Annotated in this window: 23 protein-coding genes; 16 read left to right on the forward strand and 7 right to left on the reverse strand. The window is 61.3% G+C overall.

What is annotated here, in order from left to right; genetic code table 11:
• Window positions 1–75: 75 nt before the first annotated feature.
• Window positions 76–537 carry an Lrp/AsnC family transcriptional regulator gene (locus tag JNB71_RS23060; RefSeq protein WP_113528326.1) on the forward strand — a complete coding sequence of 154 codons (462 nt, stop codon included), beginning with the start codon at window positions 76–78 and terminating at the stop codon, window positions 535–537.
• Between the two features lie 58 nt (window positions 538–595).
• On the opposite strand, the gene rpsI is transcribed toward JNB71_RS23060, so the two are convergent.
• The 3 genes from rpsI to JNB71_RS23075 all read right to left on the reverse strand — a co-directional run bounded on the left by rpsI (window position 596) and on the right by JNB71_RS23075 (window position 2,188).
• Window positions 596–1,063, reverse strand: coding sequence for a 30S ribosomal protein S9 (gene rpsI / locus JNB71_RS23065; RefSeq protein ID WP_018326004.1), 468 nt, complete (start codon window positions 1,061–1,063; stop codon window positions 596–598).
• Window positions 1,064–1,065: 2 nt separating this feature from the next.
• Window positions 1,066–1,530 carry a 50S ribosomal protein L13 gene (gene rplM, locus JNB71_RS23070; protein ID WP_220374115.1) on the reverse strand — a complete coding sequence of 155 codons (465 nt, stop codon included), beginning with the start codon at window positions 1,528–1,530 and terminating at the stop codon, window positions 1,066–1,068.
• Between the two features lie 226 nt (window positions 1,531–1,756).
• The gene (locus tag JNB71_RS23075; RefSeq protein WP_220374116.1) at window positions 1,757–2,188 is read right to left on the reverse strand and encodes a PaaI family thioesterase; all 432 of its coding nucleotides are present in this window, start codon (window positions 2,186–2,188) and stop codon (window positions 1,757–1,759) included.
• Between the two features lie 141 nt (window positions 2,189–2,329).
• Here JNB71_RS23075 and JNB71_RS23080 point away from each other — a divergent pair, with 141 nt between their 5' ends.
• A complete protein-coding gene (locus JNB71_RS23080; RefSeq protein WP_220374117.1) occupies window positions 2,330–3,151 on the forward strand; it encodes an enoyl-CoA hydratase in 822 nt (273 codons plus the stop codon).
• An 81-nt stretch (window positions 3,152–3,232) separates the two neighbouring features.
• Here JNB71_RS23080 and JNB71_RS23085 read toward each other — a convergent pair whose 3' ends face one another.
• Window positions 3,233–4,069 carry an EamA family transporter gene (locus JNB71_RS23085; protein ID WP_220374118.1) on the reverse strand — a complete coding sequence of 279 codons (837 nt, stop codon included), beginning with the start codon at window positions 4,067–4,069 and terminating at the stop codon, window positions 3,233–3,235.
• A gap of 215 nt (window positions 4,070–4,284) precedes the next feature.
• On the opposite strand from JNB71_RS23085, the gene JNB71_RS23090 reads away from it, so the two are divergent.
• The 3 genes from JNB71_RS23090 to JNB71_RS23100 all read left to right on the forward strand — a co-directional run bounded on the left by JNB71_RS23090 (window position 4,285) and on the right by JNB71_RS23100 (window position 6,519).
• Window positions 4,285–4,713 (forward strand): CoA-binding protein, encoded by a 429-nt coding sequence (locus JNB71_RS23090; protein ID WP_220374119.1) that lies wholly within the window; start codon window positions 4,285–4,287, stop codon window positions 4,711–4,713.
• A 132-nt stretch (window positions 4,714–4,845) separates the two neighbouring features.
• A complete protein-coding gene (locus tag JNB71_RS23095) occupies window positions 4,846–6,126 on the forward strand; it encodes an O-acetylhomoserine aminocarboxypropyltransferase (protein ID WP_220374120.1) in 1,281 nt (426 codons plus the stop codon).
• Between the two features lie 48 nt (window positions 6,127–6,174).
• Window positions 6,175–6,519, forward strand: a complete 345-nt coding sequence (locus JNB71_RS23100; protein ID WP_220374121.1) for a cupin domain-containing protein — start codon at window positions 6,175–6,177, stop codon at window positions 6,517–6,519.
• A 24-nt stretch (window positions 6,520–6,543) separates the two neighbouring features.
• Here JNB71_RS23100 and JNB71_RS23105 read toward each other — a convergent pair whose 3' ends face one another.
• Entirely contained in the window at window positions 6,544–7,791 is a 1,248-nt protein-coding gene (locus JNB71_RS23105) for a cytochrome P450 (RefSeq protein WP_220374122.1), read from the reverse strand.
• 232 nt (window positions 7,792–8,023) lie between these two features.
• Between JNB71_RS23105 and JNB71_RS23110 the strand changes: the two genes are divergently transcribed.
• The 7 genes from JNB71_RS23110 (at window position 8,024) to JNB71_RS23140 (ending at window position 18,743) form a co-directional block, all read left to right on the forward strand.
• Window positions 8,024–8,878, forward strand: coding sequence for an endonuclease/exonuclease/phosphatase family protein (locus JNB71_RS23110; protein ID WP_220374123.1), 855 nt, complete (start codon window positions 8,024–8,026; stop codon window positions 8,876–8,878).
• Between the two features lie 18 nt (window positions 8,879–8,896).
• Complete coding sequence (locus tag JNB71_RS23115; RefSeq protein ID WP_220374124.1) at window positions 8,897–10,456, forward strand: phospholipase D family protein; 1,560 nt, start codon at window positions 8,897–8,899, stop codon at window positions 10,454–10,456.
• A 273-nt stretch (window positions 10,457–10,729) separates the two neighbouring features.
• A complete protein-coding gene (clpP, locus tag JNB71_RS23120; RefSeq protein ID WP_220374125.1) occupies window positions 10,730–11,362 on the forward strand; it encodes an ATP-dependent Clp endopeptidase proteolytic subunit ClpP in 633 nt (210 codons plus the stop codon).
• 301 nt (window positions 11,363–11,663) lie between these two features.
• A complete protein-coding gene (gene clpX, locus JNB71_RS23125; protein ID WP_220374126.1) occupies window positions 11,664–12,941 on the forward strand; it encodes an ATP-dependent Clp protease ATP-binding subunit ClpX in 1,278 nt (425 codons plus the stop codon).
• A 461-nt stretch (window positions 12,942–13,402) separates the two neighbouring features.
• On the forward strand, window positions 13,403–15,823 hold the full coding sequence (lon, locus tag JNB71_RS23130; RefSeq protein WP_220374127.1) for an endopeptidase La: 2,421 nt from the start codon (window positions 13,403–13,405) through the stop codon (window positions 15,821–15,823).
• Window positions 15,824–16,053: 230 nt separating this feature from the next.
• Entirely contained in the window at window positions 16,054–16,326 is a 273-nt protein-coding gene (gene hupB / locus JNB71_RS23135) for a DNA-binding protein HupB (protein ID WP_018325987.1), read from the forward strand.
• Window positions 16,327–16,547: 221 nt separating this feature from the next.
• Window positions 16,548–18,743: an esterase-like activity of phytase family protein gene (locus JNB71_RS23140; protein WP_220374128.1), complete on the forward strand. Its 2,196-nt coding sequence runs from the start codon at window positions 16,548–16,550 to the stop codon at window positions 18,741–18,743.
• An 85-nt stretch (window positions 18,744–18,828) separates the two neighbouring features.
• Here JNB71_RS23140 and JNB71_RS23145 read toward each other — a convergent pair whose 3' ends face one another.
• Window positions 18,829–19,296 carry a MarR family winged helix-turn-helix transcriptional regulator gene (locus JNB71_RS23145; RefSeq protein ID WP_220374129.1) on the reverse strand — a complete coding sequence of 156 codons (468 nt, stop codon included), beginning with the start codon at window positions 19,294–19,296 and terminating at the stop codon, window positions 18,829–18,831.
• Between the two features lie 188 nt (window positions 19,297–19,484).
• Here JNB71_RS23145 and JNB71_RS23150 point away from each other — a divergent pair, with 188 nt between their 5' ends.
• The 4 genes from JNB71_RS23150 to JNB71_RS23165 all read left to right on the forward strand — a co-directional run bounded on the left by JNB71_RS23150 (window position 19,485) and on the right by JNB71_RS23165 (window position 25,285).
• Window positions 19,485–20,762: a metallophosphoesterase family protein gene (locus JNB71_RS23150; protein ID WP_220374210.1), complete on the forward strand. Its 1,278-nt coding sequence runs from the start codon at window positions 19,485–19,487 to the stop codon at window positions 20,760–20,762.
• Window positions 20,762–24,235, forward strand: coding sequence for an ATP-binding protein (locus JNB71_RS23155; protein WP_220374130.1), 3,474 nt, complete (start codon window positions 20,762–20,764; stop codon window positions 24,233–24,235). Before JNB71_RS23150 ends, JNB71_RS23155 begins: the two co-directional genes overlap by 1 nt.
• 123 nt (window positions 24,236–24,358) lie before the next feature.
• Window positions 24,359–24,757: a (R)-mandelonitrile lyase gene (locus tag JNB71_RS23160; protein WP_220374131.1), complete on the forward strand. Its 399-nt coding sequence runs from the start codon at window positions 24,359–24,361 to the stop codon at window positions 24,755–24,757.
• A 153-nt stretch (window positions 24,758–24,910) separates the two neighbouring features.
• Window positions 24,911–25,285, forward strand: a complete 375-nt coding sequence (locus tag JNB71_RS23165) for a CAP-Gly domain protein (RefSeq protein ID WP_220374132.1) — start codon at window positions 24,911–24,913, stop codon at window positions 25,283–25,285.
• A gap of 78 nt (window positions 25,286–25,363) precedes the next feature.
• Here JNB71_RS23165 and JNB71_RS23170 read toward each other — a convergent pair whose 3' ends face one another.
• Entirely contained in the window at window positions 25,364–25,636 is a 273-nt protein-coding gene (locus JNB71_RS23170; protein WP_220374133.1) for a hypothetical protein, read from the reverse strand.
• Between the last annotated feature and the right edge of the window lie 121 nt (window positions 25,637–25,757).

Genomic DNA, 25,757 nt, shown 5'->3' on the forward strand with positions numbered 1-25,757 from the left:
AACGCCGGATTTTCCTTTCTTTCCTGCTGGCTCTTGGCCTAATCTTGGCAGGAATTTTCGGAGACCTGGCAGAAAATGAAAGAAACCGGGAACTTCCACCGCAAGCTGCTGCAACTCGTGCAGGCGGATGGCAGTCTGTCGCTGGCCGAGCTGGCCGAGAAGGCGGGCATGTCGCAGAGTTCGGCCTGGCGGAAGATCCAGGAACTGGAGGCCGATGGCGTCATCCGCAAGCGCGTGACGCTGCTCGACCCTGGCAAGCTCGATCTGAAGCTATGCGTGATTGCGCATGTGACACTGGAAGATCACCACGAGGAGGCGGTCGCCTCCTTTGCCTCCGTCGTGCTGGAGCGGCCTGAGATCATGGAGTGCTATGCGCTGTCCGGCGCGTTCGACTACATGTTGAAGATCCGGGCGAGCGATGTGGAAAGCTACGAGGCTTTCATGACGCGGTACCTGATGCGCAATCCGCATGTGCGCACGGTCGTATCGAGCTTCGTGCTGCGCGAGCTGAAATTCTCGACGGAGCTGCCGCTTTGACGGCATAGAAAAAGGCGGGACCAAGCCCGCCTTTTCCAAAAGTCGATGCGAGTGGCGATTAACGCTTCGAGAACTGGAACGAACGGCGGGCCTTGGCCTTGCCGTACTTCTTACGCTCGACGACGCGGCTGTCGCGGGTCAGGAAGCCACCCTTCTTCAGGACCGAGCGCAGGCCTGGCTCGAAGTAGGTCAGCGCCTTGGAGATGCCGTGACGAACGGCACCGGCCTGGCCGGAAAGACCGCCGCCGGCAACCGTGGCGTCGATGTCGAACTGGCCGTCACGGGCAGCAGCGACGATCGGCTGGCGCAGGATCATCTGCAGAACCGGGCGGGCGAAGTAGTTTGCGAATTCCTTGCCGTTGACGGTGATCTTGCCGGAACCCGGCTTGACCCAGACGCGGGCAACGGCGTTCTTGCGCTTGCCGGTCGCATAGGAGCGGCCCTGGGCGTCAACTTTCTTGACATGAACCGGAGCCGAAGCTTCCGAAGTCGTGCCGAGGTCTTTCAGAGAAGAGAGATCAGCCACGATTAGGCGCTCCTTACGTTCTTGCTGTTCAGCTTGGCGACGTCGAGGACGGTCGGCTGCTGTGCTTCATGCGGATGGTTGGTGCCGGCGTAAACGCGCAGGTTCTTCATCTGGCGACGGCCAAGCGGACCACGCGGAACCATGCGCTCGACAGCCTTCTCGAGAACGCGCTCCGGGAAGCGGCCTTCGATGATCTGGCGCGCCGTGCGCTCCTTGATGCCGCCCGGGTAACCGGTGTGCCAGTAGTACTTCTTGTCGGTGTACTTCTTGCCGGTGAGGACTGCCTTCTCGGCGTTGATCACGATGACATTGTCGCCATCGTCAACGTGAGGGGTGTAGGTTGCTTTGTGCTTGCCGCGCAGGTGATTTGCGATGATGGAAGCGAGACGTCCGACAACGAGGCCTTCGGCATCGATGAGGATCCACTTCTTCTCCACCTCTGCAGGCTTCTGAACGAAGGTTGCCATGTTAAAACTCTTTCGTTTGAACCCGATGCGTTGCCGCCGGGCGTTTCTTGTTGCTTGAATTGGCAGGCCCGAAAGTCGCCAAAAAGGAAAGCGGCCCGAGAGGACCGCGATCTGGTGCGGCTTATACGCAAAGGATGAAATGCCGTCAAGTTTAGCGGTTCAGGGGTCTTGAAAAATTTCTCTTTTAAAACAGTCCGTTAACGTTGGGGTATCAATATACCACAATTTAACTTGGTGGAATCGAATAGGTCGCGGTTGCATGCGCCACCAATTCTTCGCCATCGAGTTCGGATATCGCCGCATCGAGCACCGCCAGTCGCTTGCCGAGTTTCAGGATCCGGCACGTGCAGTACAGCGGCCCGAGCCGCGGTTTTCTCAAGAAATTGATGTTGAGATTGGTGGTGACGGCGAGCGCCACCGGCCCGATATGGGCAAGCAGTGTAATATAGGCGGTGACATCGGCAAGTGCGAACAGCGTCGGCCCCGAAATCGTGCCGCCGGGGCGCAGGTGCTTTTCCCTCGGATCGAGCCGCATCGTGGCAGAACCGGGGCCCGTCGCCACGACCTCGAAGATCTTGCCATCGGTATGAACCTCGGAAAAATCCGTCTCGAGGAAGCGGTTTAGGTCGTCGACGGTGAGGATCGGTTCCAGTGGCATGGCTCACTCCCAGAATGCCTGGCCGGTTTTACAGATCGCTGATCGATAAGGGCAAGCGGGAAGAAAGTCTTAGAGGCTGCTTGAAACGGTGATGGGCGCGGCGTACCTAGCGCTGATGACCTGGGACTGAGGAGAAAAGATATGGCAGACGTTGTTTCCCTGCGCAGGCAAGAGCCGAACGGCCTTGTGCTGCGCGAGGTTTCGGGCAAGGTGCTGCGGCTGACGCTGAACAATCCTCCGGCAAACGCCCTGTCGATTGCGCTCCTGGACGCGCTGGCGGCTGAACTGGATGCCGCCGCCAAGTCGACCGATATTCGTGTCATCATCCTGGCGGCTTCGGGCGATGTGTTCTCGGCTGGCCATGACCTCAAGGAGCTGACCACGCATCGCGCCGACGGCGACAAGGGCAGGGCGTTCTTCGAAAAATCCGTCCGGCTTTGCACCGATCTCATGCTGACGATCAACCGCTTGCCGCAGCCGGTAATCGCCGAGATCGACGGGCTGGCGACGGCGGCCGGCTGCCAGCTGGTGGCGAGCTGCGACCTGGCGATCTGTACGGATAGCTCGACCTTCTGCACGCCCGGCGTCAATATCGGCCTGTTCTGCTCGACGCCGATGGTCGCCGTGTCGCGCGCCGCACACCGCAAGCAGGCGATGGAAATGCTTTTGACCGGCGAAACGATCGATGCCTCGACGGCAAAGGATTTCGGCCTCGTCAACCGCATCGTCCCGAAGCAGTATCTGCGCCAGGTCGTCGACAAATACGCCGCCGTCATCGCCTCGAAGTCGCCGCAGGCGCTGAGGATTGGCAAGGAGGCGTTCTACAGGCAGGCGGAGATGGGCATCACTGAAGCCTATGATTTCGCCACGGGCATCATGGTGGAAAACATGCTGGCTCGTGACGCGGATGAGGGCATGGGCGCGTTTCTGGGCAAGCGCATGCCGGAGTGGAAAGAGGATTGATAGCGCTTTCTCCGGTAGACGTTCTACGCGTCACGCAAGACTGAAGTGCTGCCCGCCAAATCGGCAGCCTAACGCTCGCCTTCAAGCAAGCTTCAGCATCAGCGCGCCGAGCGCGATCAGGCAGGCGGCGGCGATGCGGAAGATGCTGACGCGCTCCTTGAGGAAGACGATCGAAATGACGACGGCGAAGAGGATCGAGGTTTCCCGCAGCGCCGCGACGGTGGCGACCGGCGCTTTCGTCATCGCCCAGAGCGCCAGGCCATAGGCGCCGATCGAGCCCCCGCCGCCGATGAGGCCGCGCCACCATTGGTTTCGGACGTGGCGCAGGACGGGCTTGACACCGCGTGTGATAAAGGCCCAGGCAAACAAAAGCACCGGCGGCAGCAACGCCATCCACAGCGTGTAGGAGATCGGATTGAGCGCGATGCGGGCGCCGAGGCCGTCGACATAGGTATAGCTGGCGATAACCACCGCATTCGCAAGCGCCAGCAGGATGGCGTGCTTGCCGCCCTTGCGCGCTTCGAAGGCAAGCGTCAGCACTCCGGTCGAGATCGTCAGCACGCCGGCGAGAGCCCCGCTCGACAGGTTCTCGCCGATCAGCGCGCCGCTTGTCGCAGCCACCAGCAAGGGTGCGACGCCGCGCATCAGCGGATAGACGAGACCGATATCGCCTGCGCGGTAGGAGGCGGCCACAAGCTGGAAATAGACGAACTGGAAGAGCGCGGATACGAAAATGAACGGCCAGGCGTTCGGATGCGGCAGCGGCATGAAGGGCAGGAAGGGCAAGGCAACGGTGGCGGCGCCAAGCGCGATCATCGCCGCATCGAGCGACTTCTCCGATCCAGCCTTGACCAGCGCATTCCAGGTCGCGTGCAGTAACGCCCCGAACAGAACGAGAGCGATGACGTCGAGGGGCAAGATGAACCTTCAGGGATGCGAGGAAGACGGGATACGTCACATTTTCTGAAGGTGCGCATCGCGAAAAGCAACCCGAATCTGACGGATATCCAGATTTGGCGACGCCGCGGATGCTGTGGCCCTTGGATTTGCATGCAAAGCGCCATCCGATCGGTTGACAGTGGAGGGGGCTATCCCAATTATCGCGCAACGATTGCTTTGGGCGGACTTCGACGATGAACCATGATGCGTATCCGGATTTCTATATCTCCGACATTCTCAAATCGACGAAGACGATTGCGCTGGTGGGCGCGTCGCCGAACCCCGAGCGGCCGAGCCATCGCGTGATGGCATTCCTGTTGCGCAAGGGCTATACGGTTTTCCCGGTAAATCCGGGGCAGGCCGGCAAGGAAATACAGGGGCGGAAAGTCTATGCCCGGCTCGCCGACATTCCCGAAGCCGTCGACATGGTCGACGTTTTCCGCGCGGCGCATGCCCTGCCGGCGCTGGTCGATGAAATCCTGGCTCTGAAAGAACGTCCGAAGGTTATCTGGGGGCAATTGTCGGTGCGCGACGACAGCGCAGCCGCAAAAGCGGAAGAGCAAGGCATAAAGGTCGTCATGGACCGCTGTCCGGCCATCGAATATCCGCGCCTGGTCGGCTGACGGCGTCGCGGCATTCGATCAGAGATTGGAAATCCATGATCGCCCAGCGTGCAGATCCGGCAAAACAGTCTTTGACCGGGAGGTGCAGCGTCTGAAATAGTGCGCCGAACTTGATCAGGGGAGGACACGTCCGTGAAGAACAATCCAGGTTTCAATACGCTTGCCATTCACGCCGGCGCCCAGCCCGATCCGACCACCGGGGCCCGTGCAACGCCGATCTACCAGACGACGAGTTTCGTCTTCAACGACGCCGATCATGCCGCCTCGCTGTTCGGCCTGCAGGCCTTCGGCAATATCTACACCCGCATAATGAACCCGACGCAGGCGGTGCTGGAAGAGCGGGTGGCGGCACTCGAAGGCGGCACGGCAGCGCTCGCGGTCGCTTCCGGTCATGCGGCCCAGTTGCTGATCTTCCACGCCATCATGAGCCCGGGGGACAATTTCCTCGCGGCGCGCCAGCTCTACGGCGGCTCCGTCAACCAGTTCGGCAATGCCTTCAAATCCTTCGACTGGCGCGTGCGGTGGGTCGATACCGCCGATATCGCCTCCTTCGAAAGCCAGATCGACGAGCGCACCAAGGCAATCTTCATAGAGAGCCTTGCCAATCCCGGCGGCACTTTCGTCGATATTGCGGCGATCTCACAGGTTGCGAAAAAGCATGGTCTGCCGCTGATCGTCGACAATACGATGGCGACCCCCTACCTCATCCGGCCGATCGACCATGGCGCCGATATCGTCGTTCATTCACTGACCAAGTTCATGGGCGGGCATGGCAACTCGATGGGCGGCGTGATCGTCGACGGCGGCACGTTCGACTGGTCGAAATCCGGCAAATACCCGATCCTCTCCGAACCGCGCCCGGAATATGCCGGCATGGTGCTGCATGCGACCTTCGGCAACTTCGCCTTCGCCATTGCCTGCCGTGTGCTGGGCCTGCGCGACTTCGGCCCGGCGCTCTCGCCGTTCAACGCCTTCCTGCTTTTGACAGGCATCGAAACGCTGCCGCTCAGGATGCAGCGCCATTGCGACAATGCGCTGGCCGTCGCCACCTGGCTCAGCACCCATGACAAGGTCGCCTGGGTCAACTATGCCGGTCTGGAGGGTGACGCCAACCACGCGCTTCAGCGGACATATTCGCCGAAAGGGGCGGGCGCTGTCTTCACGTTCGGCCTGAAGGATGGCTATGAGGCGGGAAAACGCTTCGTCGAGGGGCTGGAGATGTTCTCCCACCTTGCCAATATCGGCGACACCCGCTCGCTCGTCATCCACCCGGCGTCCACCACCCACCGGCAATTGACGCCGGAACAGCAGACGGCGGCTGGCGCCGGTCCGGAAGTCGTGCGCCTGTCGGTCGGCATCGAGGACGTCGCCGATATCATCGCCGATCTCGAGCAATCGCTCGCCAAGGTTTGACTGCGTTTAGAATGACCGGGAACCCGGCCGTTTTCCCATGGAGCCATCATGACCCACGCCGTGATATTCGATCGGTCGTCGCTTGAACCGGAGATCGGCGGACCTGCGCCGGATCGCCTGATCCACGGCAACCCGCAGTTCCGGACCTGGAATTTCGAGGAAACCGAGGGTGGCATTTATGCCGGTATCTGGGAGGCGACGCCCGGCAAGTGGCGGATCGTCTATGACGAGTGGGAGTATTTCCACATCCTTTCCGGCCACTCTATCGTCACCGAGGAGGGTGGCGCCGAGACGCACCTCAAGGCCGGCGACAGCATGATCCTCAGACCCGGCTTCAAGGGAACCTGGGAAGTGATTGAAACGACAAGCAAGGATTATGTGATCAGGGTCTAATGCAGGGGAGAGTCAGGCCTCTTCTCACCACGCCAGTTCCAGCCGCTCCAGCCCGTGGAAATGGTAGCTGTCCTTCACCTGCGGCGCGCTTTTCAGCCGCAGCCCGGGAAGGCGCTCAAACAGGATCGGCAGCGACAGCTGCAGTTCGAGCCTTGCGAGCGGCGCGCCGATGCAGAAATGCAGGCCGGCGCCGAAGGAGAGGTGCGGACCTTCGTTACGCTCGGGGCGGAAGGCGAGGGGATCGGAGAATTTCTTCGGATCGACATTGGCGGCGGCCAGCAGCAGGCCGATCTTGTCGCCCTTTTTGAGCTGGATGCCATCGGCGATCTCGATGTCGGCAAGAGCATAGCGCTGGAAGATATGCAGCGGCGCGGCATAGCGCATGCATTCCTCGATCGTCCGCTCGGTGGCGGTATCGTCGGCAAACGCCTGTTGCGCTGGCGTGCCTGTCTCGAGCAGGACGCGCACGGCGTTGCCAAGCTGGTGCACCGTCGCCTCGTGGCCGGCATTGAGCAGAAGGACCGCCGTCGAGATCAGTTCGTCATCGGACAGTCGCTCGCCGTCCTTCTCTGTCGTGATCATGTGCGTGAGGAGATCATCGGCCGGATTGTCGCGTTTCCAGTCGATGAGGCTCTTCAGATAGGTGCTGAACTCGGCGGACGCCTGGTTGGCGTCCAGTTCCCTTTCCAGCGTCGGATTGAACATGTACATGCGTACCATGCGGTGCGACCAGTCGAGCAGTTCCGGCGCCATGTCCACCGGCACGCCGAGCATGCGGGCAATCACCGTCACCGGAATGATTTCGGCATAGGTCTTCAGCAGTTCGACTTCGCCGTCCCTTTCGAAGCCGTCGATGATCGAATGGGCAAGTGCGGCGATTTCCGGCCGCAGCTGTTCGATCTGGCGTGAAACGAAGGCGCGGTTGACCAGCGTGCGAAGCCGCGTGTGCGCCGGCGGTTCAAGTTCCAGCAGCGAGTAGCTCTCCAGCCGGTCGAAATCCGCAAGATGCGGCTTCGGCTCCGCCAGTCCGAGCTCCTCGCGGGTTGCCACATGCAGGATCTGCCGGCCGAAGCGGCGGTCGCGCAGCAGCCCGTTCACCTGGTCGTAGCCGGCAAAATACCATTGCTGCTGTTCCTCCCAGAAGAAGGCAGGACACTGCGCATGCAGTTCTGCGTAAGCCGCCAAGGGATCCTGATAGAAGGCGCGATTGCGCACGTCGATGCTGACTTGCCGGTTCGCGGGCGTGATGGAAATGGCAGACGGGGCGGACATTTGGCGGCATTCTCGCTGGATGAAACAGGCTGCACGCTGATCTATGGCTGAAGCCGCCTGCTCGACAAGAAAATTGTCGGAACAATTCCCAGATATTGCAGCTCGACCCGCTATCGCTGCTTTCAAGGGGCTGCGCTCGTGTCAAATGCGGGCATTTGCGGAATGCCGCCTTGCCTTGCGGCGCGAGATGTCTATTTTTTCCACGATGAAGGGCAAGCACCAGAGAGAGCCTATGGCTTCGTCGCATAGCAGCCTGTCAGCGGGCATTTTTGCCGCGATCCGTGGAAAGCGCGTCTCGCTTGCCGGCCGGGATCCGGCAGGAGCGCGGGGCGACACCGTTATCGCCTCCTACAACATCCATAAATGCGTCGGCACCGATAACCGCTTCGATCCCGGCCGGACCACCGAAGTGATCGGCGAGATCGGCGCCGACATCATTGCCCTGCAGGAGGTCGATCAGCGGTTCGGCGAACGGGCGGGGCTTCTGGACCTGGAACGGCTGCACCGGGAGTGTCACCTGATCTCGGTGCCGATCGCCGCCTTTTCATCCAAGGGCCATGGCTGGCACGGCAATGTGCTCCTGTTGCGCGAGGGCGCCGTCGCCAAGGTTCACCAACTGAAATTGCCCGGCGTCGAGCCGCGCGGCGCGCTCGTCGTCGATCTCGATCTCAAGGCAGGGCCGTTGCGGATCATCGCCGCCCATTTGGGCCTGCTGAGGCATTCCCGTGCGCGGCAGGCGGAGGCGATCCTGACTGCCATCCGCGAGTCGGAGGAACGGCCGACGCTGCTGATCGGCGATCTCAACGAATGGCGGCTCGGACGCCGCTCGGCGCTGCGTTTTCTAAGCCCCGTCTTCGATCATGCGGCGACTGCCGTGCCGAGCTTTCCCTCGCGTTTTCCGCTCTTGGCGCTCGACCGGGTGATGGGCAGCCCGCCCAATCTGGTTACGGCGGTCGAAGTCCACAACACGCAGCTCGCCCGCGTGGCGTCAGATCATCTGCCGGTCAAGGCCTATATCGATCTGAAGGCCGCGCTCTCGGGTGAAGGCAGGGCTGCGAACAAAGCGATTTCCGCCGCTCAACCCTGACGGACAGGTCGTCTTTCCATGCGCGCCGCCATCGTCGCCTTCTCCGTCTTCGCATCCGGCCTTTTAGCGCTGATCCTGGTCTATGCCTATGGCCGCTTCGGGCGGCGGCTGCATGGCCCGGCTTCGAGCGCCTTGATGCCGGAAAGGGATCAAACCGAACTCGACCGGCAGGCAGCGCCGCTGCTTGACGAAAACAAGGGACTGAACGGCGTCGCGCTGATCTCCGACAATATGTCGGCCTTTGCCCTTCGCGCCCTGTCGGCCCGCAAAGTGGGACGCAGTCTGGATCTGCAGTATTATTACTGGAAGAACGACCTGACCGGTCGGATGCTGACGCGCGAGGTGATTGCGGCCGCAGACCGCGGTGTCCGGGTGCGCCTGCTGCTCGATGACATCAATGCCGGCCTGCACGATCGCATGTGCCTGTCTCTGGACGCTCATCCGAACATCGAGGTTCGTCTGTTCAACCCAAGCCGGGCGCGGACCGATCGGCTCAAGCGCGGTTTGGAGATGATGCTGCGGCCTTTGCGCACCTCCCGGCGCATGCACAACAAGCAATGGATTGCCGACGGCCAGCTGGTGATCGCCGGCGGCCGCAATATTGGCGACGCCTATTTCGATGCAGCCGAGCAGGCGAATTTCCGTGATCTCGATGTCTGGATGCTCGGACCTGTGGCGATGGAGGCGGCGACAGTCTTCGATAGCTATTGGAATAGCCCTGTCGTGGTGCCAATCGGATCGTTGCGAACGATGCGCAAGCACTATCTTCCGGCGTTCAGGGAGAAGCTCGAAAGGATCGCGGCGACAGCTGGCGGCCAGCACTATCTGACGCATGTCGAAGAGGCGGGGAAGCATGGCGGCTTCTTGCCGTCGACGGAAGCGCTTCATTGGACGGGTGACGCCAAGCTCGTCTCCGATCCGCCCGAAAAGGCATTTCTGCAAAAGCGCAACAACTGGATCATGCGCGAACTGATGCCGGTTCTGACGTGCGCACAACAGGACGTGAAGATCATTTCCCCCTATTTCATCCCCGGCGCCCAGGGCCTCGCCGAAATTGCGCGGCTCGTCGAGCGTCGGGTCAACGTCGCGGTTCTGACCAATTCGCTGGCCGCCACCGACGTCGCGGCAGTGCACGGCGCCTATGCCAACTACCGCAAGGCGCTCCTGAAGCACGGCATAACGCTGTTCGAACTGAAGGCGATGCACGAATTCGGCGATCCCAGGCGCATATCGCTGTTCGGATCGCGCGGCGCGAGCCTGCATACCAAGGCTTTCACGGTCGATGGCAAGACGGCCTTCGTCGGCTCGCTGAACTTCGATCCGCGGTCAGCGTCGCTCAACACCGAAATGGGCGTCCTGTTCACGCATCCCTCGCTCGTCGATGAAGTCGAGGCTGTTTTCGAGGAGGAGACGCGACCGGCGAACAGCTTCCGGCTGAGCCTGGAGAACGGCCGCCTGCGCTGGCAGGACAGCGAGAATAACAAACCGCGCGTGCTTCGCCGCGAGCCGGAGGCCGGTTTCATGCGCCGCCTGACCGCGGGGATCATCAGCATCCTGCCGATCGAATCCCAGCTTTGACGGCAATTTACCGATTTTTCACCCAGAAAGGCCGAATGCCTGTGTGAAAAGGTTCAAAAAGCGACGCAGGCCGTATCGCTCTCCTTAGGAATCACTAAAAGATCACGCATCAATGTGCCGTGGCGGGAATGCTGGGGGGCGGCCAGGTATTAACGTTATGCAGAGTTCGCGACTTGAAGTGGGGTACTTGGACACTCTATGTATGAAGCGAGATATTCCCGATGATTCCCGGCGCGCAGGAGAGTTCGCGCGCCAGCTAGACAAAGGTTTGACATGAGAAATCCCGTTGATACCGCCATGGCTCTGGTGCCGATGGTCGTTGAACAGACCAATCGCGGCGAACGCTCCTACGACATTTTCTCGCGCCTTCTGAAAGAGCGCATCATCTTTTTGACGGGTGCCGTGGAAGACCAGATGGCAACTCTGATCTGCGCCCAGCTGCTGTTCCTCGAAGCGGAGAACCCGAAGAAGGAAATCGCGCTCTACATCAATTCGCCGGGCGGCGTCGTTACGGCCGGCATGGCGATCTACGATACGATGCAGTTCATCAAGCCTGCCGTTTCGACCCTGTGCATCGGCCAGGCCGCCTCCATGGGCTCGCTGCTTCTGGCTGCCGGTCACAAGGACATGCGCTTTGCGACGCCGAACGCCCGCATCATGGTTCACCAGCCTTCCGGCGGTTTCCAGGGCCAGGCATCGGACATCGAGCGGCATGCGCGCGACATTCTGAAAATGAAACGCCGCCTGAACGAAGTCTACGTCAAGCACACCGGTCGGACCTATGAAGAGGTTGAACAGACGCTTGACCGCGACCACTTTATGACAGCGGATGAGGCACTTAGCTGGGGCGTCGTCGACAAGGTGATCACCTCGCGCGAGGCCATGGAAACGGCCGAAAAGGCCTGATTTCAAGCTTTTGTGTGCGGATAGATGCATTTGTGACACATTTGTATCCCTGATAGGGGTTTATCCGCGGGCCAAAGCCGTTAATATTGACCGTTAATGCTATGTAGAAGTTTGAGGTCCTAGCATTCGGTATTCGGTGGGAGATTCGTTGCTGCCGGACATCAAACGTGGTTGTTTGAGGCCGGTTCGTACTCCCAAAAGCGCCGTCTCTTTGCGCAGGAACGCGGAAGGAATCGCGGAGCGGGTTGAGTAGTCCGTTGCACCTTGTCTGAGGTGTTCGGCGTGCTGGAAGGAAAGTGATATGAGCAAGGTCAGCGGTAGCAACGGCGGTGACTCGAAGAATACCCTTTATTGTTCCTTCTGCGGCAAGAGCCAGCATGAGGTCCGCAAGCTGATTGCCGGACCGACTGTGTTCATCTGCGATGAATGCGTCGAGCTCTGCATGGACATCATCCGCGAGGAGAACAAGACCTCGATGGTCAAATCCCGTGACGGTGTTCCGACGCCGCAGGAGATCATCAAGGTTCTCGACGAATACGTGATCGGCCAGCAGCAGGCCAAGCGTATCCTGTCGGTTGCCGTCCACAACCACTACAAGCGCCTGGCCCATGCGGCCAAGGGCACGGATGTCGAACTGGCCAAGTCCAACATCATGCTCGTCGGCCCGACCGGTTGCGGCAAGACCTATCTGGCGCAGACGCTGGCGCGCATCATCGACGTACCGTTCACGATGGCGGATGCGACGACGCTGACGGAAGCCGGCTATGTCGGCGAGGATGTCGAGAACATCATCCTGAAGCTCCTGCAGGCTGCCGACTACAATGTCGAGCGCGCCCAGCGCGGCATCGTCTATATCGACGAAGTCGACAAGATCTCGCGCAAGTCAGACAATCCGTCGATCACCCGTGACGTTTCCGGCGAGGGCGTGCAGCAGGCGCTGCTGAAAATCATGGAAGGCACGGTCGCGTCGGTGCCGCCTCAGGGCGGCCGCAAGCATCCGCAGCAGGAATTCCTGCAGGTGGACACGACCAACATCCTGTTCATCTGCGGTGGCGCTTTTGCCGGGCTCGACAAGATCATCTCGGCCCGTGGCGAAAAGACCTCGATCGGCTTCGGTGCGGCGGTGCGCGCTCCGGAAGATCGCCGCGTCGGTGAAGTCCTGCGTGAACTGGAGCCGGAAGATCTGGTGAAGTTCGGCCTTATCCCGGAATTCATCGGCCGTCTGCCGGTGCTGGCGACACTCGAAGACCTCGACGAGCCGGCCCTGATCCAGATTCTGTCCGAGCCGAAGAATGCACTGATCAAGCAGTACCAGCGCCTGTTCGAAATGGAAGACGTCGAACTGACCTTCCACGAGGATGCGCTGCGCGAAATCGCCCGCAAGGCAATCGTCCGCAAGACCGGCGCCCGCGGCCTGCGCTCGATCATGGAGAAGATCCTGCTCGACACCATGTTCGAGCTGCCGACGCTGGAAGGCGTGCGCGAAGTGGTCATCTCCGACGAGGTGGTCAAGGGCTCTGCCCGTCCGCTCTATATCTATTCGGAACGCTCCGACGAAAAGGCCAACGTTTCGGCCTGATCGGTGCGACTTAAGTTGAAGAGGCCCGCCATGTGCGGGCCTTTTTTATGCGCCATGTTGACAGGAATGGGCGGAAAGACCTTTCGTGGCGCATAGCCAAGCGGTGTTGCGAGCCTTGCATGGATTGCAAGGCTTGAATGCACAGAAAACGTGGCGCGGATATCGCCAATTGACCAGCAATGGGTAGAATCGACGATTGCTAAACGTGGCCAACAACGCAATTATGCTATGATTCCGTATCGGCTTATCCTGAGGCGAATCGTGTGCGAACAGGACCTCGGCAAGGTACGCGACAGGAAGATGCCATTAAATATCCGGCTGCGGCGCCCCCCACGCCGATCGTCGTCGGAGGGTTGAAAACAGGCGTCACATACTCCACCTGACAGTGGAAAGATGAGGACCCGAAGCGCCCTTGAAGGCTTCGGGTAACGGGCCCGGAAACGGGACGGAAAGGAAATGACATGACGAACAAAACGTCTCCGGCAATTGAGAGCGCGACCTATCCGGTGCTGCCGCTGCGCGACATCGTGGTGTTCCCGCACATGATCGTGCCTCTGTTTGTCGGCCGTGAAAAATCAATCCGGGCGCTGGAGGAGGTCATGGGCACCGACAAGCAGATCATGCTTGCGACCCAGATCAATGCGAGCGACGACGATCCGGAAGCCTCGGCTATCTATCAGATCGGCACGATCGCTAACGTGCTTCAGCTTCTGAAGCTGCCCGATGGCACCGTCAAGGTCCTGGTCGAGGGCCGTGCCCGCGCCGAGATCGATGGTTATACCCGTCGCGAAGAATTCTACGAAGCAATGGCGCATGTACTGCCTGAGCCTGTCGAAGATCCGGTCGAGATCGAGGCGCTCAGCCGCTCGGTGGTCTCCGAATTCGAGAGCTATGTGAAGCTCAACAAGAAGATTTCTCCGGAAGTCGTCGGTGCTGCCAGCCAGATCGAAGACTATTCGAAGCTCGCCGATACGGTCGCGTCGCATCTCTCCATCAAGATCGTCGAAAAGCAGGAAATGCTCGAGACGACGAGCGTCAAGCTGCGCCTTGAAAAGGCGCTTGGCTTCATGGAAGGCGAAATCTCCGTTCTCCAGGTCGAGAAGCGCATCCGCTCGCGCGTCAAGCGGCAGATGGAAAAGACCCAGCGCGAATATTACCTGAACGAACAGATGAAGGCGATCCAGAAGGAGCTCGGCGACGGCGAGGAAGGCCGCGACGAGATGGCCGAGCTGGAAGACCGCATCAGCAAGACCAAGCTTTCCAAGGAAGCCCGTGAAAAGGCGGAGGCGGAAGTCAAGAAGCTGCGCCAGATGAGCCCGATGTCGGCAGAAGCCACCGTCGTGCGCAACTATTTGGACTGGCTGCTCGGCATTCCGTGGGGCAAGAAGTCGAAGGTCAAGACCGACCTCAATAACGCTGAAAAAGTGCTCGAGCATGATCATTTCGGTCTCGACAAGGTCAAGGAACGGATCATCGAGTATCTTGCCGTGCAGGCACGGTCGCAGAAGATCAAGGGACCGATCCTGTGCCTCGTCGGCCCTCCGGGCGTCGGCAAGACGTCGCTTGCCAAGTCGATCGCCAAGGCGACCGGCCGCGAATATATCCGCATGGCGCTGGGCGGCGTTCGTGACGAAGCCGAAATCCGCGGTCACCGCCGCACCTATATCGGCTCGATGCCCGGCAAGGTGATCCAGTCGATGAAGAAGGCGAAGAAGTCCAATCCGCTCTTCCTGCTCGACGAGATCGACAAGATGGGCCAGGACTTCCGCGGCGACCCGTCCTCGGCTCTGCTCGAGGTGCTGGACCCGGAACAGAACTCCACCTTCATGGACCACTATCTCGAAGTGGAATATGACCTGTCGAACGTGATGTTCATCACGACGGCCAACACGCTGAACATTCCGGCGCCGCTGATGGACCGCATGGAAGTGATCCGCATCGCCGGTTACACGGAAGAGGAAAAGCTGGAAATTGCCAAGCGGCACCTCCTGCCGAAGGCGATTGCCGACCACGCGTTGCAGGCCAAGGAGTTCTCGGTCACCGACGGCGCGCTGAGGGGCGTCATCCAGACCTACACGCGGGAAGCCGGCGTGCGCAGCCTCGAGCGCGAGCTGATGAAGCTCGCCCGCAAGGCCGTGACGGAAATCCTCAAGGGCAAGACCAGCAAGGTCGAGGTAACGGCGGAGAATATCCAGGACTATCTGGGCGTTCCGCGCTACCGCCACGGCGAAGCCGAGCGGACCGACCAGGTCGGTGTCGTCACCGGTCTCGCCTGGACCGAGGTCGGCGGCGAACTGCTGACGATCGAAGGCGTGATGATGCCCGGCAAGGGCCGCATGACGGTCACCGGTAACCTCAGGGACGTGATGAAGGAATCGATCTCTGCGGCGGCCTCCTATGTCCGCTCGCGTGCCATCGATTTCGGCATCGAGCCGCCGCGCTTCGACACGAGCGATATCCACGTTCACGTGCCGGAAGGCGCAACGCCGAAGGACGGTCCGTCCGCGGGCGTGGCGATGGCAACGGCGATCGTCTCGATCATGACCGGCATCCCGGTCAACAAGGATGTGGCGATGACCGGCGAAATCACGCTGCGCGGTCGCGTCCTGCCGATCGGCGGTTTGAAGGAAAAGCTGCTTGCTGCTCTTCGCGGCGGCATCAAGAAGGTGCTGATCCCGGAAGAAAACGCCAAGGATCTGGCGGACATTCCGGACAACGTGAAGAACAACATGGAGATCATCCCGGTCTCGCATATCGGCGAGGTCCTGAGCCACGCACTGGTGCGGGTGCCGGTGGCGATCGAGTGGGATCCTTCCAAGCAGCCGGTTCCGATCGCGGCTGCTGATCCGGCCGATGAGACCGCAGTGTCGATTGCCCACTAGGCATTTGACGTGAAGGTCAAACGGTGCCCGCAACCAAGCGGGGATCGATTTGGTACATAAACAGTGGAAGACCGGCATTTTTGCCGGTCTTTTTTATGTAAAACCTCGCGCAAAGCCTTGCATTCCTAGGGATTCGGAGCGATTGGGTTTGTGAAGGCGAGGGTCTTGCGTATGCTACCCCCGGCTTAAAAATTGAGTCGTTTCGAACCAGTATTGAAAGGGGTGGAAACATGAACAAGAATGAGCTCGTGTCAGCAGTTGCCGAGAAGGCCGGACTTTCGAAGACGGATGCATCTTCTGCAGTTGATGCAATCTTCGACGCAATCCAGGCCGAACTGAAGAGCGGCGGCGACGTTCGTCTCGTCGGCTTCGGCAATTTCTCGGTCAGCCGTCGCGAAGCATCCAAGGGTCGCAACCCGTCCACCGGCGCAGAAGTTGATATCCCGGCACGCAACGTGCCGAAGTTCTCTGCCGGCAAGGGTCTGAAGGACGCCGTAAACTAAGTTTCATGTTTCATCTGCAGCACCGTGGCGGCAACGCCGGCGGTTCGATGGCAGGTTGATTTGAGGCCCGGGTCTTCCCGGGCCTCTTTTCGTATGCTCATCCGGTGCACTTCCCGTTCGCCTTCGCTTGCCGTCGCATTTCGAATGCGCACCGGCTGTCATGCGCGTGTTACACGGCGCGATCACAACCCCTCCATCCGTAATGATCTGGAGGGATCCCCGTGAAGGCATTTCCACTCACCACCGCGCTTGTCGCCTTGCTTGCCGCCTCGACAGCGTCCACCGCCAGCGCAGAGCCGGTCTTCAATCGCATCGCCTCGTTTGCTGTTGCCGACAATCTCCCGGCCGACGCCGACAAAAAATCCGTGACCTCCGCTGAAATCATCACCGCCAGCGAAGACGGCAACCTGCTCGTCTACTCCGACAGCCCACTGAAGGCGATCGGCTTCATCGACATTACCGATCCCGGGGCGCCGAAGGCCGGTGGCATCCTCTCCTTCGAAGGTGAACCGACGTCCGTCGCAATTACCGGCGCAAAGGCGCTGGTCGCCGTCAACACGCGCGAAAGCTTCGTCAAGCCGTCCGGCTTCCTCGCCACGGTCGATCTGGCGACGAAGACGATGGACGCGGCGTGCGATCTCGGCGGCCAGCCGGACTCCGTGGCGATCAACAAGGACAAAACGCTGGCTGCCATCGCCATCGAGAACGAGCGCGACGAGGACGTCAACGATGGCCAGATCCCGCAGCTGCCGGCCGGCGACCTCGTGATCGTGTCGCTGAAGGATGGTGCGCCCGACTGCGCCTCGATCAAGCACGTGCCCCTTACCGGCCTTGCGGACGTCGCAGGCGACGATCCGGAGCCGGAATTCGTCGCCTTCAACAGCCAGGACGAAATCGCGCTGACGCTGCAGGAAAACAACCACATCGTCATCATCGACGGCACGACCGGCGTGGTGAAGACGCATTTCCCGGCCGGCACCACGAACCTCTCCGGCGTCGATGCCAAGCGCGATGGCGCACTCGCGTTCACCGACGAATTGAAGGACGTGAAGCGCGAGCCGGATGCCGTGAAGTGGCTCGACGACAACCGTCTCGTTATTGCCAATGAAGGCGACTACGAGGGCGGCGCGCGCGGTTTCACCATCTTCGACAAGACCGGCAAGGTGCTTTTCGAGTCGGGCACGAGCTTCGAGCATGCGGCTGCCGCTCTCGGCCACTATCCGGACAAGCGCTCTTCCGCCAAGGGTATCGAGCCGGAAGGCCTGGAAGCCGCGACCTTCGGCGCCGACAAGCTGTTCTTCGTTCTTGCCGAGCGCGCGTCCGTGATCGGCGTCTACAAGGACACCGGTGCCGATCCGGAACTCAAGCAGATCCTCCCATCGGGCGTTTCGCCGGAAGGTGCTGTGGCCATCCCCGGGCGCAATCTGCTTGCAACAGCAAACGAGGTCGATCTCGTCGAGGATGGCGGAGCCCGTTCGCACGTGATGATCTATCAACGCGCTGAAGGTACGGCGGCCTATCCGCAGATCGCGTCGGTACAAAAGGATGGAGTGCCGCTCGGCTTCGGGGCTCTCTCCGGTCTGGCCGCGATCAAGGACAAGCCGGGAATGCTCCATGCCGTCAACGACTCGGCCTACTCGTCGCAGCCGCGTATATTCACGATCGACGCCACAAAGTCGCCGGCTCTGATTACCGAGGCTCTGAACATTACCCGTGACGGCGCCCCGGCCCAGAAGCTCGACGTCGAGGGCATCACAAACGATGGCGAGGGCGGCTTCTGGCTGGCGTCCGAGGGCGATGCGGCCAAGCTCTACGCAAACGGTCTGATCCACGTGAATGGCAAGGGGCAGATCAAGGCGGAAATCGCTTTGCCGGAAGAACTGCGCGCAAGTGAGATTCGCTCCGGCTTCGAAGCTATCACCAGTGTCGGCGAAGGCGACGACTTGACACTCTGGATGGCCGTGCAGCGCGAGTGGAAGGACGACGAAAGGGGTTTCGTGAAACTCCTTTCCTACAATCCGGCCTCCAAGCAATGGAGTGCAGTGCGCTACCCGCTGGAAAAGACCGAAGAAGGCTGGGTCGGCCTTTCTGAAATCACTATCCACGGCGACCACGCCTACATTATCGAGCGCGACAACCTGATCGGCAACGCGGCCAAGCTGAAGAAGATCTACAGGGTTCCGCTCGCCGACCTCAAGCCTGCCAAGCTCGGCGGCGAATTGCCGGTCGTGAAGAAGGAAGAAGTGCGCGACCTCATTCCCGACCTCAAGGCTCTCGGCGGCTACGTCGTCGACAAGGTCGAAGGTTTCACCGTCGATGCAGCCGGCAACGGCTACGTCGTTACCGACAATGATGGCGTCGACGATTCCTCGGGTGAGACGCTGTTCTTCCAGGTCGGTACGATGAACGCGATGTAAATCGGGGACCACCACGGTACGGAAAAGGCCGGGCATGATGACCGGCCTTTTCCAATTGAACCGTCGCCGTCGCCAGTCGACGGGCCTATCGCGAAGCGCCGTTGCCTGCGTCTTCCTGCCTGCGCCTGCGAATTTCGTCAGTCCTGACAACGAGCCGGCTGACGATATCGTGCATCTGGTCGAGCTGTTCGTCATCGAGGGCTGAAAAGATTTCCTCGATCAGCTGTTTTCGCGGGTGTTCGGCCGCTTCCAGGACGACGCGGCCGACTTCGGTGATCGAAACGATCTTCGCGCGGCGATCTTCCGGATCGGGCTTGCGCACGACCAGCTTGTCGCGCTCCAGCCCGTCGATCGCCTCCGTTACAGTGCGCGGCGCGAAATTGAGCGCGAGGGCAATGTCCGTAGACCGACAGGGGCCGAGCTTGCTCAGAAAAAACAAAAATTTGCTGCGCGCCAGTGACACGCCTTCCTCGGTCATCGATTCGTTGATGAGCCGGTGAACGCGGTGATAAAGCTCAAAGAGCTTGTCGGAGACTTCGAATGTGGATTTCATGCGTTTCATATGTATATTATGAGGTGCCATGTCAAATGGGGGCTCTCAGGACGCCGTCGTCAAGCCCGTTCTTCTGCTCGAGACGTCAGGCTTCCCTCAACTGGTGGGAAGAGCGAAATCCTTGAATAGGCGCTGGCGCAGTGTTCGCCGGTATTGACGCGACGGCGGACAGCGGGCCATGGTCGGCCATGCCGTTCCGTTTCGTCCACACCGCCGATCTCCATCTCGATTCCCCCTTGCGCAGTCTGGCGCTGAAAAATCCGGAGCTTGCCGAACTGGTGCGCGGTGCGACCCGAACGGCGCTCGCAAGGATCGTCGACCTGTGCCTGGCGGAAAACGTCGATGCCCTGTTGCTGGCGGGCGATCTCTACGACGGCTCGCAGACTTCGATGAACACGGCGCTTTATCTGGCGGGAGAACTGCGCCGGCTGGAGGCTGCCGGCGTCAAGGTCTTTGTCATTCGTGGCAACCACGATTCCCAGTCCGCCATCAAGCGAGAACTCACCCTGCCGGCAAATGTCCATCTGTTCAGCGGGCGGGCAAAACCGGTGCTGGCAAAGATACTGGAGAACGGCCGCCAGGTGCATATCCATGGCGTCGGCTTCGATAATCCGCACGCCCCCGATAGCCTGTTGCCGTCGTTCCAGGCGCCGATCGCCGATGCGGTCAACATCGGCATGCTGCATACGAGCCTGGCCGGATCGCGGGGGCATGATCCCTATGCGCCCTGTAGTGTCGCCGAACTGGCGGGGCATGGTTTCGACTACTGGGCGCTGGGCCACGTGCACTTGAGACAGGTGCATTGCGAAAAGCCGTTGATCGTCATGCCCGGCATGCCGCAGGGCCGCGATATCAACGAGGCCGGGCCGAAAACGGTGACGCTGGTGACGGTCGGCGATGACGGTTCTCTGGAGCATCAGGAACGCGCGATCGGGCAGGCGGTGTTCGAGCGCGTCACGATCGATCTGACCGGCGTGAGGGACTGGCGGCAGATGCTGGACAAGGCGGCAGAAACGCTGTCGTCGCTCAGAAGCCGGACGGTTGCCGATCATCTCATCCTGCGATTTTCCCTGACCGGTGCGACGCCGCTTGCCTGGAAGCTCCGGCGCGATCCGGATTTCCTGCTCGCCGAAATTTCCAATGTGGCCGCGGGATTGAGCGGCTGCTGGATCGAGAAGATCGACATCGATTGCCGGGGCGAGCAAGGTGCCGGGACGTCGTCCGGTCCTGACCCGGTCGAGGAGCTTGCCGCCCTGATCCGTTCCGACGTGCTGCCTTCGCACGCCTTTCGCCAGGAGGCAGGCGCAATGCTGGATGAATTGCTGCGGCAACTGCCGCGCGAGTTGCACGAGGCCTTGGCCAGCGACGAGGCCGCCGCTGCGCGGCTGGTCGAAACGATAGCGGCTGCCGGTAGTGATGACGTGCTTGCCTATCTGCATGGCGGTGACGGCGAGGCGGCTCGCTGATGCGCCTTGATCGCCTCGACCTTGTTCGCTACGGCAAGTTCACCGGACGCAGCCTCGATTTCGGGGAGGTTCGTCGCGAGCGCCCGGATTTTCATCTTGTCTACGGTCCGAACGAGGCGGGCAAATCCACGCTGTTTTCCGCTTTCCTCGATCTGCTGTTCGGGATCGACAACCGTAGCACCTACGGCTTCTTGCACCCCTACGAGACGATGCGGGTTGGCGGGGTGATCGCCGTCGGCGGCAGGGCTCACGCTGTCGCCCGTATCAAGCGCCGGCAAAATACCCTTCTCGGACCGGACGACCAGCCACTGCCCGACAATCTGTTTTCCGCAGCGCTCGGCTCGATAGACCGGGTGACCTACCAGATGATGTTTTCGCTCGATGACGACAGCATCGAGAAGGGCGGCGAAAGCATCCTGAAAAGCGAAGGCGAGCTCGGTGCCCTGTTGTTTTCCGCCAGTTCCGGCCTTCCCGATAGCAGCGCCGTCCTGTCCGGCCTGAAAGCGCAAGCTGATGCCTTCTACAAGCCGCAGGGTCGAAAACACCGGCTGGCAGAGCTGAAGGCGGAACTCGATGCGTTGAAGGACGAAAAGAGTGCCATCGACGTCAACGCCCGCGAATTTGCCGCGTTACGCAAGGCGCGTGATGTGGCGGCGGAGCGCCATGAGGCCGCGGTGAAAGCACGGGCGGAGCTGCGCGTTTCCCTCGATCACGCCCGCGACCGAATCGAGGCACTGCCTCTTCTGGCACGGCTGCGCGGCCTGCGTGCCGAGATCGCCGCTTTCGGCGACGGGCCAGAACCGCCAGCTGCCTGGCATACCATGTTGCCGCGGCTGCAGCGCGAGGAAGCCGACATCAGCGCCCGGCTGGAGCAGCTGGAAATTGATATCGACCGACGAGCAGCCGAGATTGGCGCCGTCGAGCGGGACGGAGCCGTGCTCGCTCTTGCGGCCGACATCCATGACCTGGAGCGCTCCGGGCTGGAAGCGCGCCACATATCGGCTGCGAGCGACCTGCCCAATCGCCTCGACGAGCGCGGCAAGATCGATGCAGACGTTGCGGCCTGTCTCGCGCGCCTGGGCCGTGCCGACGTGGCGAACGCGGCAACACTCATTCTGCCTGCGGCCGTCATCGGGCGCATCCAGGGCCTGGCGCAAAACCATTCTGCCTTGAACGAGCGGTTGGTGACGGCTGTGAGGGAGCGACAGCTTGCCAGGGAGGCGAACAGCGACGCCGTGAAGGCCCATGCCGCTCTGTCAGAATCGGAGACCAGCGCGCGCCCGAGCGACCCGGAGCCTCTCCTGGACGTCCTGAAAGGCCTGCGGCAAAACGATTGCCTGCTGCGGCAGCAGGCGGCGAGCCGGCAGCTTGCCGCGCTTGAAGACCAGCTTGCCGAAAAGCTGGCGGCTCTCGCCCCTTGCCAATTGGACGGGGACGGTCTGGCTGCGCTCGCCCTTCCCGACGAGAGCGACATCGCCGAGTGGACCGCGCGGCGAACGGCGTTGACGGAACAACTGAAGCGGCTCGATGACCGGATCGCCGAGGAGACTGCACTGGTTGCAGCGGAGGAGGCCCGGCTTGCGGAATTGACGAGAACCGGAGGTTTTGCTGCCGACGACATGGCCTTGACGTTGCGACAGGCACGCGATCACGCCTGGCAGATGCATGCGGCGCAACTGGATGGCGAAACGGCCCGCGCATTCGAAACCGCTTTGCGCAAGGATGACGAGGTGACGGCGATGCGGCTGGCGCGCGCCGAGGATCTTGCCCAGGCAAGGGGGCTTTCCCTCTCTGTTGCCGAACGCAACGCAAGGCTTTCAGTCTTTCGCGAGCAGCACCAGTCGGTGCTTGCTGACGTTGCCGAGTTGCGGCAGGAGATTTCGGCAGCAGCCCGTGGGTGTGGCCTGCCCGAAGAGACAAAGCTCAATCAACTGGTCGCATGGCTTGCCCGCCGAGCGGCGGCGCTCGACCTGCGCAACCAGGTTCGCGCAGCGCGTCAGGATCTGCGTGTCGCAAGGGCGGACGAGGAAAGGGCGCTTGAACGGCTGACGAGGGTACTCGCGGAATTCGGCGGAGCCGAAGGCATGCACGAGCGCCTGGACGATGCGCTGGCTTCGGCTGAGCGGAGGGTCACGGCTCTGCAGTCGATCCATCGCGCCCACGCCGCCGCCGCTGAAGCCGTGGCGCGAACGCAGGCGGCCTTGCGAGCGCGCGATGCCGCCTGGTCTTCGGCGGATGCCGAAATGGCAGGCTGGATCGCGCGGTGGGATGAGACAATCGGTGCAACCTGGCTCGCGCGAGACGGAACCTCGTCCGTCCAGGAAATCGTGGCCGTCCTTGCCGTCCTTCAAGATCTCGACAAGCTCATCCAGCGCAAGGCGGATCTGGACCATCGCATCGATGGCATGCGCAAGGATCAGGCAGCATTTTCGAAGGCCGTCGCAACGCTCGCCCAAAGGCTCTCACGGCCTGCGCCGGATGATCCGTTGGTTGCCTTCCGGGAAATCCGTCAGCGATTTGCCGATGCCGAACAGCAGGACGCGCTGCTGCGGCGGATTTCGGATGAGAACGAAGTGCGCATGTCCGAACATCGCGATTTGATCGAATTGCGCCGCCGCCACGACGTTCAGAAGCAGAGCATGCTCGATCTTTATCGTTGCGCAACGCTCGTGGATGTCGGCGATCATCTGGAGGCCGCAAAGGCGCGTGATCGTCTGCGGGGGCGGATCGCCGAAGCCGAATCGGACCTTGCGGCGCGCCTGGGCGTCGGGCGTGTCGAAGAAGCGGAGATGATCCTGAGCGCGGTCGACGAGGCGGGCCTGCGGCTGGAAGCGGCCGAACTGCAATCGCGGTGGGAACAATGCGACCAAGACGCAAGCGAACTGCATGCGGAGCGGCGCGACGCGGAGAAGGCGCTCGCTGCAATCGGCGGCGGCGATGCGGCCGCCCATATCGAAGAACGCCGTCGCACCGTGCTCGCCGAAGTCGAGGAACGGGCGATCGCCTATCTGAAGCTTAAAACCGGCATTCTCGCGGGCGAAACGGCGCTCCGGCTCTACCGCGAACGACATCGCAGTGCGATGATGCAGCGTGCTTCGGCAGCCTTCAGCAGGATCAGCGGCGGTGAATATGTCGGGCTTTCGACCCAGGCGGAAAACGGCAGGGAATTCCTGATCGCGAACGCGGCCGGCGGGGGCTCGAAACTCGCGGACGACCTTTCCAAGGGCACCCGTTTTCAGCTCTATCTGGCGTTGCGCATCGCCGGCTATCACGAAGTCGCGGCAACGCGCGAATCACTGCCTTTCGTCGCCGACGATATCATGGAAACCTTCGATGACGGCCGCGCGCAGCATGCCTTCGCACTGATGGCGGACATGGCGCGGGTGGGACAGGTGATCTACCTGACCCACCACCAGCACCTGTGTGACATAGCCCGTGCGGCCTGCCCGGATGTAACGATCCATACGCTTTGATTGCGGCTGACATTTTCCGGTTTCATTCGGCGGCGGGGATATGCAAGGTGCTCCTTTGCAACGCCGCTCGCTTCGCAACAGCGATCGGCAGGATTGATTCGTCGAAACCAGGAGCCATTTGCCATGGAGATCAAACCCTGCGGATCCCGGCCGTCGGTCAAGGCGTCGCCGGATTATTTTACCGGCAGCGTCCGCCAGGATCCGATCATGGATGCACCGCAACCGGCCCGCATGCGCAGCGTGTCCGTCACTTTCGAACCGGGTGCGCGCACCGCCTGGCACACGCATCCGCTCGGCCAGACCCTGATCGTCACCTCCGGCAGTGGGCTCGCGCAGGTGTGGGGCGAACCGGTTTGCGAGATCAGGGCAGGGGATGTCGTCTGGTTTCCGCCCGGTGAAAAACACTGGCACGGCGCCGGAGTTGCCACGGCCATGACCCACATCGCCATCCAGGAAGCGCTTGACGGAAAGGCCGTTGACTGGATGGAGCCGGTGACGGACAGCCAGTATCGCGGCGAATGAGACTTCGCCACGCTAGTGGCTGGGGTCAGCGAGGGCTTGAGATCGGATGCGCGGCGGCTGTCCTTGCATTGAGGGGCCGACCGGCGTTATTGGTTGCCGACAACTTGCCGGCCGCAATCGTCGGGCTGCAGGCCGGGAAGAAGGATTTTCGCGATGTACAATTTTCATGTCGGACAGAAGGTCGTCTGCATCAACGACACGTTCAAACATGTCTCGATCGACCAGGGCATCCGCAAGGGGCAGATCTACACGATCCGCTGGGTCGGCCCCTACAAGCACTACGTCGATGGCGAGTTCATCGGCGTCAAGCTCGCGGAAATCCACCGCGGCCCCGATGATGGTCCGGAAGGTTACGGTGCCGACGACATGCCCTATCGCGCAACACGTTTCCGTCCGCTGCTGAAGGATCGGCTGTCGGCGCTGAAAAACCTGCTTGCGCCCACGCCGAAGGGGGAAAAGCCTTCATTGCCCGAGGCGCCGGAAGAGCCGAAGCGCAAGACGCCTGTCCGAAAGAAGGAAACCGTCTGACGGCTCGCCGCGCATCTGTCCGAACCAGGCGGATGAGCCGAGTGCCGGAAAACGGTCTTGCCCGCGCCACGTGGGGGCTCAGTACGAGGTACTGCTGCTCCCGTCTGTAACTTCCTCTCTGCGCACGAGCCTTAACGTCCGGTCCGGCTGGATGACATAGGTTTCTTCGGTGGGTTGGCCGTATTCGTTTTTCAGCCGGTGCCGCACGACGCTGCCGATCGGCGCCTTCGTCAGTTTGGTCGCGGGCTTGCCCCCATAGGTGATGCTTCCCGGAATCGGCGCAAGTTCCGGCATGGGGGCGCAGGCGGCAAGCCCCACGGCAAGCGCGGCAGTCAAAATCGCATTCCTCATGTCGCGCGCTCCTTTGGCCGCGGTTGGCGACCACGATATTCCAACGACGGGACTTCGGATCGACTCGGGGGTTCAATTTCCAAGACATGGAGACGCCGTGGCCGTATGGCAAGAGGCAAGT

This window comes from Rhizobium herbae (genome assembly GCF_019511375.1).
Lineage (GTDB): Bacteria > Pseudomonadota > Alphaproteobacteria > Rhizobiales > Rhizobiaceae > Pararhizobium > Pararhizobium herbae_A.